The 13,038-nt window shown below is 58.1% G+C and carries 10 protein-coding genes; 3 read left to right on the top strand and 7 right to left on the bottom strand.

Going from position 1 to position 13,038, the window contains the following annotated elements; translation table 11 throughout:
- Complete coding sequence (locus Q8O96_RS23705; RefSeq protein ID WP_102864660.1) at nucleotides 1-1,041, top strand: AraC family transcriptional regulator; 1,041 nt, start codon at nucleotides 1-3, stop codon at nucleotides 1,039-1,041.
- Nucleotides 1,042-1,389: 348 nt separating this feature from the next.
- Here Q8O96_RS23705 and Q8O96_RS23700 read toward each other — a convergent pair whose 3' ends face one another.
- Nucleotides 1,390-2,241, bottom strand: coding sequence for a DUF2242 domain-containing protein (locus Q8O96_RS23700; protein ID WP_207166247.1), 852 nt, complete (start codon nucleotides 2,239-2,241; stop codon nucleotides 1,390-1,392).
- Between the two features lie 92 nt (nucleotides 2,242-2,333).
- Nucleotides 2,334-3,233, bottom strand: coding sequence for a LysR family transcriptional regulator (locus Q8O96_RS23695; protein WP_102864657.1), 900 nt, complete (start codon nucleotides 3,231-3,233; stop codon nucleotides 2,334-2,336).
- A 123-nt stretch (nucleotides 3,234-3,356) separates the two neighbouring features.
- Between Q8O96_RS23695 and Q8O96_RS23690 the strand changes: the two genes are divergently transcribed.
- Nucleotides 3,357-4,562 carry an MFS transporter gene (locus Q8O96_RS23690; RefSeq protein ID WP_305949517.1) on the top strand — a complete coding sequence of 402 codons (1,206 nt, stop codon included), beginning with the start codon at nucleotides 3,357-3,359 and terminating at the stop codon, nucleotides 4,560-4,562.
- Nucleotides 4,563-4,620: 58 nt separating this feature from the next.
- Here Q8O96_RS23690 and Q8O96_RS23685 read toward each other — a convergent pair whose 3' ends face one another.
- On the bottom strand, nucleotides 4,621-5,499 hold the full coding sequence (locus Q8O96_RS23685; RefSeq protein WP_207166249.1) for a sterol desaturase family protein: 879 nt from the start codon (nucleotides 5,497-5,499) through the stop codon (nucleotides 4,621-4,623).
- Nucleotides 5,500-5,565: 66 nt separating this feature from the next.
- Between Q8O96_RS23685 and Q8O96_RS23680 the strand changes: the two genes are divergently transcribed.
- Nucleotides 5,566-6,531, top strand: coding sequence for an AraC family transcriptional regulator ligand-binding domain-containing protein (locus tag Q8O96_RS23680; protein ID WP_102864654.1), 966 nt, complete (start codon nucleotides 5,566-5,568; stop codon nucleotides 6,529-6,531).
- 69 nt (nucleotides 6,532-6,600) lie between these two features.
- Here Q8O96_RS23680 and Q8O96_RS23675 read toward each other — a convergent pair whose 3' ends face one another.
- From Q8O96_RS23675 to clpX, 4 genes are all read right to left on the bottom strand, one after another.
- Nucleotides 6,601-8,472 carry a SurA N-terminal domain-containing protein gene (locus Q8O96_RS23675; protein ID WP_102864653.1) on the bottom strand — a complete coding sequence of 624 codons (1,872 nt, stop codon included), beginning with the start codon at nucleotides 8,470-8,472 and terminating at the stop codon, nucleotides 6,601-6,603.
- A gap of 226 nt (nucleotides 8,473-8,698) precedes the next feature.
- Nucleotides 8,699-8,971 carry an HU family DNA-binding protein gene (locus Q8O96_RS23670; RefSeq protein WP_011062271.1) on the bottom strand — a complete coding sequence of 91 codons (273 nt, stop codon included), beginning with the start codon at nucleotides 8,969-8,971 and terminating at the stop codon, nucleotides 8,699-8,701.
- 148 nt (nucleotides 8,972-9,119) lie between these two features.
- Entirely contained in the window at nucleotides 9,120-11,516 is a 2,397-nt protein-coding gene (lon, locus tag Q8O96_RS23665; RefSeq protein ID WP_102864652.1) for an endopeptidase La, read from the bottom strand.
- Nucleotides 11,517-11,678: 162 nt separating this feature from the next.
- Nucleotides 11,679-12,962, bottom strand: a complete 1,284-nt coding sequence (clpX, locus tag Q8O96_RS23660) for an ATP-dependent Clp protease ATP-binding subunit ClpX (RefSeq protein WP_102864651.1) — start codon at nucleotides 12,960-12,962, stop codon at nucleotides 11,679-11,681.
- Between the last annotated feature and the right edge of the window lie 76 nt (nucleotides 12,963-13,038).

Raw genomic sequence — 13,038 nt, 5'->3', positions numbered from 1 at the left:
ATGAAGACGCCGCCGATGCGCCTGGGAGACCTCTCGGTGGGGTTCGTCCACAGCCTGGTGGACGCGGTACGCAGTCATGGGCTGGACCCGACACCGTTGCTGGAACAATACGCACTGGACGCCGCCAGGCTGGGGGAAGCCGGGGCACGCTTGTCGATCCCCCGCTACATGCGCCTGGGCCACGGGGCGATCCAGCTGACCGGTGACCCGGCACTGGGCCTGCGCATGGGCCGCCTGAGTCGCCTGAGCCAGATGGGCCTTGCTGGGGTGACTGCCGCGCAAGCCCCTACCGTGCGCGAAGCGGCTCGCTGCCTGACCCGTTTCGAGGCCTTGTACGGCTCCAACTATCGCGGCCAGTCGAGCTTTCACGAAGACGCCAACGGTGCCTGGCTGCGCTTTTATTCCATCAGCCCCTACAACGCCTACAACCGTTTCGTCGTGGACTCGATCATGTCCGGCTGGCTTCAGCAGCTGTCGAGTCTTTGCGGCCAGGCCATTCATGCCGAGCAGATCGACATCGAGTTCGAGCGCCCGGACTATCACGACGCCTATGCCCTGCTCGGCCCAACGCCCATCCAGTTCGGTGCTGAACAGAACCAGCTGCGCTTGAGCCAGGCCAACCTGGCCCTGCGCAATCCGGAGCATTGCCCCAGCACCTGGCGGCATCTGGTGCAGCTATGTGAAAGAGAACTGGAACAGTTGACCCGGACCCGCAGCCTGCGCGAACGCATCATTCAGCTGTTGGGCCCTCTGCTCAACGGTGGCCGTGAGCCGGACCTGGAAGAAGTGGCGATGCGCCTGAAGCTGCCGACCTGGACCCTGCGGCGCAAGCTGGCGGAAGAAGGGACGCAGTTTCGAGCGATTCTCAACGACACTCGCCGCGACCTGGCCATGACCTATATCCGCGATACCGAACTGGCATTCGGCGAGATCGCCTATCTGTTGGGCTTTGCCTCAGCCGAGGCATTTCAACGGGCTTTCAAGCGTTGGAACGGGCAGACCCCGGGGGAATTCCGGCGCAGCCACCGACAATTCGGCTAAAAAAAACGCCACCGGCGTTACAGCTCGGTGGCGTCTTCTGCTGGTTCCAGGGGATCGAGCTCAAAAGCTTGATACTCCAGCAGTTCCTCTTGGTATTCGTCCATGGCGGACTCCTTTTCCGTTGATTGAATAACCCTGTGCCTAATGACTGTCGGGACCAGCATAAAGTGCCGGGATGACAGAAAAAATACTACCCCCCCGGTCAAGATTTATGTCGTTAAAACGTAACAGCCCGTGAGAAATTTAAGCTGTGGATACCCATGCAACGGCAATGATTGCAGTCGAAGGCGAGCGCGATGTAAACATCGGGCCGACTTTAAAGAGTCGGCCCGAGCACCCTGGAACCGATCAGTGCCCGCTGCCCGGCAGAGCGGGAATCGGCTCGGTCGGCGGCGGCAGACTGCTGGCGGGGGGTGCAGTGACGGCTTGATTGGCAGGCGCCAGCTCGCTGCTGGCAGCCGGCACAATCGGCGCGACTTCCGCTGGTGGAGCCACGGGCTGGGAGAGCGTTGGCTCAGGCTCATTGGCGGGCACCAGCGGTGCGACCACAGCACTCGGCTCGATCACTTCGCTCTGTGGCTTGGACTCAGGCTTGGGTTCCGCCTCGGGCTTGTTTTCGGGAACCCCCAGATCAGCCTTGGGCTTCTCTTCGATATGTGCAGCCTTCTTCACTTCCTGGGGCAAAAACAGCTCGACCAGGGCAAAGTAGCGCTCATAGAACTTGGCGGACGACACCGTCTCACTGGCCACCTTGACCATGGAGTCGTCGGTGGAACCGATCGGCATCGACACCGAACCCAGCACTCCGACGCCCAGGCTCGCCGAGTTGTTCACCTTCTTGAGTGCATAACGGTCCTGCAAAGCGTTGGCAAACACCGTCGAACGTTGGTCGCCGCTGCCATCCTGGGCACAGACCACATTGAAGCTGATCTCCAGATGGGTCTCACCGGTCTGCTGGAAGCTCTTGTGGCCACTGACCAGCTTCGGGTCGTTGCTGGTGATGATGTAGCCCTGGCTCAGCAGAGCCCGGCGTGCGGCTTCACAGGAAGCGGTATCGCTGACCGGGTAATTGCGCGAAAAAGTGCCGGAATCATCGAAGCTTTCATGCTCGTAGATGGCGGTCTTGTGCGTCGAACAACCGGCGACAGCGGACAGCAGCAATGCCGTGGCTGCGGCGCGCAGATGAAATGATCTAAACATCGAAAATCCTGAGGAAAACGCTCCGGCGCGTATTGTGCAACAGATCAATGCCACACCGCGCAGGTAATTGGTGTCTTAAATTTCACACAAGTTTACTGACCGTTGTTTGCCGGAAAAAGTCGCTCGCTCAAGTGCTCGATCAACACCCTCAGCTTGGCCGCTGCATGCCGGCTCGATGGCCACAGCACCCAGAACGTGCCGCTGTGTTCCAGGTACTCGTCGAGCACTGTCTGCAACGCTCCCCGGCGAACCGCCGCCTGCACCATGAAATCCGGCAAACAGGCGATACCCAAACCGCTGCGGGCAGCGTGTTCCACAGCCTCGATGGAGCTGCTGGTCAAGCGGGTCGGCAGCAGCGGTTCCGGTAAGTGGGCCTGGGGCTTGAACGGCCACGGCTCAAGTTTGCCGGTGTGGTGAAAGGTGTGCCGCAGGCAGGCGTGCTCGCGCAGTTGCTGGGGGCATTGCGGCAGGCCGCGCTGCTTGAAATAGTCGGGACTGCCCACCAGCACCATGTGAAAGCGCCCCAATTGTCGAGCCAGGAGCCGGGAGTCCTTGGGATTGCCCGTGCGCACTACCAGATCAAACCCCTCCTCCACCACGTCCACCATGCGATCGGAAAGGTCCACGTCCAGCTCGATCTGTGGATAGAGCTGCATGAACTCCGCCAGTACCGGCATCAATAGCCCGTGAACTTGGGGAGCGCTGATCCGCAACTTACCTACAGGCGCACTGGAGGAATCGCACAGCTGGAACTCCGCAGCCTCCGCTTCGGTAGCTATCCGGCGGCAGCGCTCGAGGAACCCGGCCCCCTCGGCGGTCAGGCTGATACTGCGGGTGGTGCGATGGAACAGGCGCGTCTCCAGACGCTCCTCAAGCCGCGCGATGCTCTTGCCCACGGCTGAGGAGGACACTCCCAATAGCCGCCCCGCTTCGGTAAAGCTACGTGTCTCGGCCACCTGCATGAACACCGGGATACTGCCCAGCCAGTCCATTCTGCCTCCTGCGATTAAGGACTTCTGTGTCCGATAAGTTCGGAACCTTAGCCTATTTTTCCGCCATGCACAGAACCCTACCCTGTGAGCTTCATTTCTGCCCCTGCACAACGGTGCCCGACCATGAGCAACTCCGCCAATGCCTGTGAACTGCTACAAGCACCCGCCGAGACCCGCGAACGCCTGCCTGTCGGCGGCCTGCTGGCTCTCGCCAGCGCCGGTTTCATTACCCTGATGACCGAGACCCTGCCGGCTGGGCTGCTGCCACAAATGAGTGCCAACCTTGGCGTCTCACCTGCACTGATTGGCCAGCTGGTGACCTTCTATGCCCTGGGTTCGCTACTGGCCGCCATCCCGCTGATCATCCTCACCCAGGGCTGGCGGCGGCGCCCCTTACTGTTGCTGGCCATCGCCGGCTTTGCCCTGGTCAACACTGCTACCGCCCTCTCCAGTGACTACAGCCTGATTCTGGTGGCACGCTTTTTCGCCGGGGTCTTCGCCGGCCTGCTCTGGGCCTTGCTGGCCGGCTATGCCAGCCGCATGGTGGCGCCTCACTTGCAAGGCCGGGCAATCACGCTGGCCATGCTCGGCGCGCCGGTGGCTCTGTCGGTGGGAATGCCCGCTGGAACCTGGCTGGGCAACCTGGTGGGCTGGCGCATGAGCTTTGCTGTCATGACCTTGCTGACCCTGGGGCTAATTGGCTGGGTACTGGTTCAGGTGCCGGACTTCCCGGGGCTGCGCGCACAGAAGCGCTTGTCGCTGGCTCGAGTCCTGGCCTTGCCGGGGATCCGACCAGTGCTGTTCGTGACTTTTGCTTATGTACTGGGACACAACATTCTCTACACCTACATCGCGCCCTTTCTTCAGCCGGTCGGGCTTGGTGAGCAGATCGAGCGGGTGTTGCTGGTATTTGGCCTGGCCGCATTGTTGAGCATCTGGCTGGTGGGCCTGCTGATCGATCGCTGGCTGCGTCAACTGGTGCTGGTCAGTTGCCTGCTGTTCATCGGCTCAACCCTGATGCTGGGGCTGCTGGGTGACTGGCCAGTAGCGATCTTTGGGGCGACCGCTATCTGGGGGCTGTCCTTCGGCGGTATGGCCACCCTGCTGCAAACCGCACTGGCCAAGGCCGCAGGCGAGCACGCTGACACTGCGCAGTCGATGCTGGTCACCCTATGGAACCTGGCGATCGCCGGTGGCGGCCTGGGTGGCGCCTTGCTGCTGCAAGGGCCAGGAGTGGCGATCTTCCCCTGGGTGATTGCCGCGCTGTTGCTGATCAGCCTGGTGGTGGCGGTGAACGCCCGGCACCAGGGCTTTCCAGTCAGACGCTGATCCTCGACCCAAGCCTTGGCAATCGGGCGTTCTCGCGGCAACGGAGCCTGCCAGGTCGCTAGCCTTCAGCCGAAGCGCCAGTCTGCAAAGCAGTATCCACTTTTGCGTGCGCAGCGGATCGGGCTTTGCGAATGCGTACCAACGGCCAGAACAGCTCCTCCTTCCAGCTCACCGGCGCCAAGTGCTCGATACCGAAGGTAACGGGCCGGCGGCGGGTGATCTTCGCGGTGCCAAACAGCACATCCCAGAGGAACAGCAAGTTACCGAAGTTGCCCTTGTAGTGGGTCACGCCATCCTCGGCGCTCAGGCCATGGTGAGCCGAATGGGTCGAAGGCGTTGAAAAGACTCGCTCCACCAGCCACATCAGTGGCCGGAGAAAACCGATGCGGTACAGCTTGTCGTCCCAGGCCACGCTGCTGTGTGCGGCGAAGATCACCGTCATCTTGAGAATCAGGTAACCGTAATAGACCGGCGCCAGCCCCAAGTAGATCAGCACCCCGGAGAACCAGATTCCGGGCATCAGCAGGTAATAGAAGCTGTTGTTGCGATAAACGATGCGAATGCTCATGTAGGGCGCTGAATGGTGAGCCCGGTGCAGGGCATACAGCGCGGGGAGACGATGGGTCAGGCGGTGCCACCAGTATTGGGTCATGTCATCGAAGATCAGGAACAACAGCAGACCAAGCACCCAGGGCGTATCCGCCAGCATGCCCTTGGCTTGTGGCAGTGCCAGGCCCATGAGCGCACCGCTGGCCCACATCACCAGAGGAAAGGTCACGCCAAGCAACAGGCTTGAGCCCACCGCCTCGATCAGCACGTCGCGGCGCTGGCCACGGGGTTGGCGAAAGGCTGAACAAGCTATTTCCAGGAGGATGAAAAACACAAAGATCGCCGAAACGATCAACAGGGGGTTGTTGGTCATCAGATCGTGGTTCATGGCATTCTCGCTCTAATCCTTATGGGCAACGCCCGACCATTAGAGATCAGCAAGGCAGCCCTCTCTATGCGCGAAATGGACAGAATCCAGCGAGATCCGGCCAACCGAGCGGCCCCGCGCTTTCATCGAGGACGCCTCGGCGAAGTCTTGCAACGCTTCCTCAATGACCAGAGCACCGCCTCGCACCAGGACTACAACCTGCTGCACCTGGAACAGCTATGGCGCGCCGCGGCAGCGTTGGAGCCGGCCATAGGCCTCAAACTGTTCGAACGCTTCACACCCCAGGACTGGCACGTTATTGCCCACGCCAGCCTCTACTGCCCGGATGTTGCCGCGTCCATGGCATTCTGGGTTCGCTATGCGCCGTTAGGCTCGGACACCGATCGCGTGCAACGGGTGACGGATGCCCGAGGTTCTGGTGTTGAAATCCATATCGACACCTCGGCGGAGTTGAGCCGCTACCTGATCGAACACTATGGAGTCATGTCCATCACTCAACTGCGGCGTGGTACTGGTCTTGCGGTTCGGCCCGTGCTGGCCTGCTTCAGCCATTCGCGTCCCGACTATCACGCGCAATACCAGCATTGGTTTGGCGACCGTATCGAATTCGATTGCCGGGCCAACCGTTTCTACTTCGACCCGCAAAGCCTGCAACTGCCACTGCAGACCCGCCACGCCGGCATGCTCGACCTGTTGAGCGAAGAGCTGGATCGGCGGGTGGCCCTGCACCAACGGCTGAGCGGTTGGGCAGCCAAGGTGGCCAGGGCCTGTCGTCAGGCCCTGGCGGCTGGCCATCCAGTAACCCTGGAAAGCCTTTGTGCCCACCTGCATCAAACCCCACGCACGCTGCGGCGACGTCTCGCGGAACAGGGGCTGAGTTTTCGCCAGTTGCTGGACCAGACCCGCGCCGAGCTGGAAATGCACCTGGAATTGCAAGGCGAATCCCGGACGCAGATTGCGCTACAGCTGGGTTACAACGATCAGGCGGCCTATCTGCATGCGCGCAAGCGCTGGCACACCACCGGCACCTGAGGTTTATCCGAGCTCAAAAAAAGACCCCGGCATTGCGGCCGGGGTCTTTTCAACACTGCGGTTCAGGCATTAGTAACGCTTGATGTCCGCCTGGTTTTCCAGCTGCTTGCGGTAGGCAGCAAAATCTTGCTGCCCTACCCGCGAGGCCAGGAAGCGACGGTATTGAGCCTTCTCTTCCTCGGTCGGCGCAGCGGCTTCATTGACGGCATTGAGCTGCAGCACCAGCAGATTGCCGTTAGGCAGGGTCACGCTAGTGAAGGTCGGTTTGTCCTTGGACTCAGGCTTGCTCATGCGGAACAACGCCTGCAGAACAGTTGGATCGATACCATCCTGACCACGGGTCACCGCTTGTGCGACTTTCCAGTTCTGGCCATCAACCGGCTTGTTCAGCGCGGTCTTGCCATCACGCAAGCTGGCAATCAGCTCTTCAGCCTTGGTCTTGGCCGCAGCACTGGCGTGCTCCTTGGCCAATTGCGTGCGAATGGCACTGGCGACGCTTTCCAGAGGCAGTTGCTCAGGTTTGCGATGCTCTTTGGCTCGCAGCACCACGACAGTTTCCGGGTCCAGTTCGATGGCGGTGCTGTTGGAGCCCTCATCGAGGACTTCGGTGCTGAACGCTGCTTGCACCACTGCACGGTTGGCAGCGATACCGTCGCCACCGTCACGGCCGAATGGCGCGGAGGTGTGAACAGTCAGCTTCAGCTCCTGAGCCGGTTGTGCCAGATCGGAGGCCTCGAACGAAGAGTCCTCCAGCTGCTTGGTCGCCTCGACAAAACGCTGCTCGACCTGCTGAGTTTTCAAGTCGCGGGTCAGCTTGTCCTTGAGACTGGCGAAGCTCGGCACTTCCGGTGCTTCGATGCCCAACAGCTTGATCAGGTGGAAACCGAAGTCCGTACGCACCGGGGCCGAGACCTGATCCTTATTCAGGGCATACAGCGCCTTCTCGAAGGTTGGGTCATAAACACCTGGACCGGCATAGCCCAAGTCGCCACCGTTATTAGCCGAGCCTGGATCCTGGGAGAATTCCTTGGCCAGTGCCTCGAAGCTTTCGCCTTTGGCCAGACGCGCCTGGATCTCTTCGACCTTGGCCTTGGCCTGAGCCTCATTCACCTTATCGTTGACTTCGATCAGGATGTGCGCGGCACGACGTTGCTCGGACAGGTTGGCGATTTCCTTCTGATACAGCGCCTGCAGGTCCTCGTCCTTGACACTGACCTGATCAAAGAAGGCAGCCTTCTTCAGCTCGATGTAATCAATCACCACTTGGTCGGGAGTCATGAACTCCTTGGCGTGCTGATCGTAATAGGCCTTGACCTCGTCATCGGTCAGCTTGATCGCTGCCGGATCAGCCTTGATGCTCAGTGAAGCGAAATCTCGAGTCTGTTTTTCCAGACGAGCGAACGCCAGTACCTGAGCATCGGTCACGAAACCACTGCCCGCCAGACCGGCACGCACCTGACCGATCAGCATTTCCTGAGCAAGCATCTGGCGGAATTGCAGACGGGTGTAGCCCAACTGACGAATCACCTGATCGAAACGCTCAGGGCTGAATTTGCCTTCAACCTGGAATTCCGGCGTTTGCAGGATCACCTGATCCAGCGCGCCCTCGGAGAAGGCAAACTTGGAATCCTGTGCACCTTGCAGCAACAGTTTGCGGTCGATCAGCCCTTTCAACGCGGCTTCGCGCAGCATCTTCTCATCCAGCAGGGAGGCATCGAAATCTTTGCCCAACTGTTGCATCAGTTGACGACGTTGCATGTCGACGGCCTGGCTCAACTCGTTCTGAGTGATTTCCTCGCCGTTGACCTTGGCCGCGTCCTGGTTATGGGTAGTGGCCTGGAAAATGGCATCGAAACCGGTCAACGCCAGCAATGCGACGATGACCCCGATGATGGTTTTGGCAATCCAGCCTTGTGAGTTGTCCCTGATATTCTGCAGCATGCGTCCCCCAGAAACGGCTGTACTTCAATTTAAGCAACCGTGGAGTGTGGGTAGAGTCCGGATAGAAGAAAGGCGCATCCGAGGATGCGCCTTCTCGTAACTGGCGGAGCGGACGAGAGCTGAACCTGCGACCCTCGGCATTGGCCGGTGATGCACCGGCCTACTGGCGCCCCGCTGCCAGATCAGGCATGACCCCGACCCGGATGGGCAAAGACCCTGAAGAAACTTAGTTTACGGCTTCTTTCAGTGCTTTACCGGCTTTGAAACCTGGCTTTTTAGCAGCAGCGATTTCCAGAGTCTTACCGGTCTGTGGGTTGCGACCGATACGAGCTGGACGATCCGTTACGGAGAAAGTACCGAAACCAACCAGAACAACAGAGTCACCGGCCTTCAGAGCGCCAGTAACGGATTCGATTACTGCGTCCAGCGCACGGCCAGCAGCAGCTTTCGGGAGATCAGCAGATGCAGCGATAGCATCAATCAGTTCCGACTTGTTCACTCTAAGTCCCCTTACATATCTATGAGTATGATTCTAAGTTTTTTGGTGAAAGCAAAAACGAGTGCTGAATGGCCTACAGACACTTAAGAGCCGCTTTATAACAAGGGCTCTAAAAAGCTGTCAAGGAAGCCCCCCAGGCTAATGCGTACTAATGCGTGCTAATTCTTTCCTTAGAGTCAGACTCGCGTTTTTCGTCCTTTGCAACTATCTCGGGAGCCACATCCGGCAAGGGCTCCGGCGCGTATTGCAGCGCAATTTGCAGGACTTCGTCAATCCATTTAACTGGTTTAATCTGCAGATCCTGCTTGATATTGTCAGGAATTTCTTTCAAATCGCGAACATTCTCTTCAGGAATGATCACCGTCTTGATTCCACCCCGATGAGCTGCAAGTAATTTCTCTTTTAGCCCGCCGATGGCCAATACCTGACCGCGTAGGGTGATCTCCCCTGTCATCGCTACATCAGCCCGCACTGGAATGCCGGTCAGCGCCGAAACCAACGCCGTGCACATGCCTATGCCAGCGCTAGGGCCGTCTTTAGGGGTAGCCCCTTCCGGCATGTGGATGTGGGTGTCGCGCTTCTCGTGGAAGTCCAAGGGAATACCCAGGCTCTTGGCACGACTGCGTACCACGGTCAGCGCGGCAGTGATCGACTCGACCATGACATCGCCCAGTGAGCCGGTCTTGATCAACTGACCCTTGCCTGGAACCACAGCGGCTTCGATCGTCAGCAACTCACCGCCTACCTGAGTCCAGGCCAGGCCGGTCACTTGGCCGATCTGATCCTGCTGCTCGGCCAGGCCGTAGCGGAATTTACGCACGCCCAGGAAGTGTTCCAGCAGATCGGAAGTGACCTTAACAGAGAAGCGTTTTTCCATCGCATGCTCTTTCACCGCCTTGCGGCAGACCTTGGCGATCTGACGCTCCAGGCCCCGCACACCGGCTTCGCGGGTGTAGTAGCGGATGATGTCGCGAATCGCATCGGGGTCGAATTCCAGCTCGCCTTTCTTCAGTCCATTGGCCTGAATCTGCTTGGGCGACAGGTACTTGACCGCGATGTTGATCTTCTCGTCCTCGGTGTAGCCAGGCAGACGAATCACCTCCATCCGGTCCAGCAATGCTGGAGGAATATTCATCGAGTTGGAGGTGCAAAGAAACATCACATCGGACAAGTCGTAATCAACTTCCAGATAATGATCGTTGAAGTTGTGGTTCTGCTCAGGGTCCAGAACCTCCAGCAACGCCGACGCCGGATCACCACGCATATCACTGCCCATCTTGTCGATTTCGTCGAGCAGGAACAGCGGGTTGCGAACGCCAACCTTTGTCATCTTTTGAATCAATCTTCCTGGCATCGAACCGATGTAAGTTCGACGATGCCCACGGATTTCCGCTTCATCACGTACGCCACCCAGCGCCATACGCACAAACTTACGGTTGGTCGCATTGGCGATCGACTCCGCAAGAGAGGTCTTACCTACCCCAGGAGGACCGACGAGGCACAGCACCGGACCACGAATCTTCTTCACGCGCTTTTGTACGGCGAGATATTCGAGAATCCGCTCTTTGACCTCTTCCAGACCATAGTGATCGGCGTCGAGAATATCCTCGGCACGCGCCAGGTCGAGACGCACCTTGCTCTGGGCCTTCCAAGGCACTTGAACCAGCCAATCAATATAGGAGCGAACCACCGTAGCCTCGGCAGACATCGGCGACATCTGCTTGAGCTTGTTGAGCTCGGCCTGAGCTTTGGTCATCGCATCTTTTGGCAGGCCGGCGGCATCGATGCGCTTTTTCAGCTCTTCGATTTCATTGTGACCCTCGTCACCATCGCCCAGCTCCTTTTGAATGGCCTTCATCTGCTCATTCAGGTAGTACTCGCGCTGGCTGCGTTCCATTTGCTTTTTGACGCGGCCACGAATGCGCTTTTCAACTTGCAGCAGGTCGATCTCGGCGTCCAGCAATGCCAGGACGTGCTCGACCCGAGCAGACAGATCAATGATCTCGAGGATTTCCTGTTTCTGCTCGATCTTCAACGCCATATGCGCGGCCATGGTATCCACCAGGCGGCTTGGCTCGTCGATACTGTTGAGGGAGGACAACACCTCGGCAGGAACTTTCTTACCCAGTTGCACATATTGCTCAAACTGGGACAGCAGACTGCGAACAAACACCTCTGACTCACGATCAGGAGCATCTACTTCGTCAATCAGGGAGACTTCGGCACGGCAATGACCATCAACTTCACTGAAGCGTTCGACAGCGCCGCGTTGCTCGCCTTCAACCAACACCTTGACGGTGCCATCAGGCAACTTGAGCAACTGCAAGACAGTTGCAATGGTACCTACGCGATAGAGTGCATCTTCACCGGGATCGTCATCAGCAGGGTTTCTCTGTGCCAGCAAGAGAATCTGCTTGTCGCCCGTCATCGCTGCCTCGAGGGCTTCGATCGACTTCTCGCGCCCCACGAACAGCGGGATAACCATGTGCGGATAAACCACAACATCACGCAATGGCAGGAGAGGCAATTCGATGGTTGTCTTCATGATTTCGCCTCTACGGCGGCCGTACGGCCGTAAACAGATGGAAGTAAGCTTGAAACCAAGATGGGGGCTGCCTGTAAAAAAAACAAGCTTAAAGACAGCACTTTAAGACGCTAAAAGCAAAGGGGCCCGAAGGCCCCTTCTTTCAATCCAACAGCGCGACGCTTACGCGTCTGGCGCCGCCTTGGCCGTCGGCTCACTGTTTTCATAGATGTACAGTGGCTGGGACTTGCCTTCAATGACGCTTTCATCGATCACTACTTTACTCACCTCGGATTGCGAGGGGATCTCGTACATAGTGTCGAGCAGAACACCTTCGAGAATCGAACGCAGGCCACGAGCACCTGTCTTGCGCTCAAGTGCCCGCTTGGCGACTGACTTCAAGGCGTCAGTGCGGAACTCCAGATCAACACCTTCCATCTCGAACAACTTGGCGTACTGCTTGGTCAAGGCATTCTTCGGTTCAGTGAGGATCTGAATCAATGCAGCTTCATCCAACTCATCCAGGGTCGCCAGGACTGGCAGACGGCCAACGAACTCCGGGATCAGACCGAACTTGACCAAATCGTCAGGCTCGACTTCACGCAGGGACTCACCAACCTTCTTGCCCTCTTCCTTGCTACGCACTTCAGCATTGAAACCAATGCCGCCACGGGTAGAGCGGTTTTGAATAACCTTTTCCAGCCCGGAGAACGCGCCACCACAGATGAACAGGATGTTACGAGTATCGACTTGCAGGAATTCCTGCTGCGGGTGCTTGCGACCACCTTGTGGCGGAACGGAAGCAACCGTACCTTCAATCAACTTCAACAGGGCTTGCTGAACGCCTTCACCGGAAACATCCCGAGTAATCGAAGGGTTGTCAGACTTGCGGGAAATCTTATCGATTTCATCGATGTAGACGATGCCCATTTGAGCTTTTTCTACGTCGTAATCGCACTTCTGCAGCAACTTCTGAATGATGTTCTCGACATCCTCACCCACATAACCAGCTTCGGTCAGGGTGGTTGCGTCGGCGATCGTGAACGGTACATTCAACAGACGGGCCAGGGTTTCCGCCAGCAGCGTCTTACCCGAACCTGTAGGGCCGATCAGCAAGATGTTGCTCTTACCAAGCTCGACGTCGTCACTTTTCTTGTCACGCTGATTCAGGCGCTTGTAGTGGTTGTACACCGCTACAGCTAGAACCTTTTTTGCACGTTCCTGACCAATCACGTATTGATCAAGGATGCCGCTGATTTCTTTAGGCGAAGGCAATTTATGCGCGCTGCTCTCGGCCTGTGCTTCCTGCACCTCCTCACGGATGATGTCATTGCACAAGTCGACGCACTCGTCGCAGATAAAGACCGAGGGGCCGGCAATCAATTTGCGTACTTCATGCTGGCTTTTGCCACAGAAGGAGCAATAAAGCAGTTTGCCGTTGTCCTCGCCGTTGCGGGTGTCAGTCATTCGTTCGATCCAAATCCGATAGGCTTGCAACACAAGATGAAGGCTATTGCGGGCTTTTTCAAGCCCGCCACTGATC

It is taken from the genome of Pseudomonas sp. LPH60 (genome assembly GCF_030718165.1).
In the GTDB taxonomy this organism is placed as follows: domain Bacteria; phylum Pseudomonadota; class Gammaproteobacteria; order Pseudomonadales; family Pseudomonadaceae; genus Aquipseudomonas; species Aquipseudomonas danubii.
Note: the sequence above shows the minus strand (reverse complement) of the source record. Positions and strands in the feature narration are given on the sequence as shown.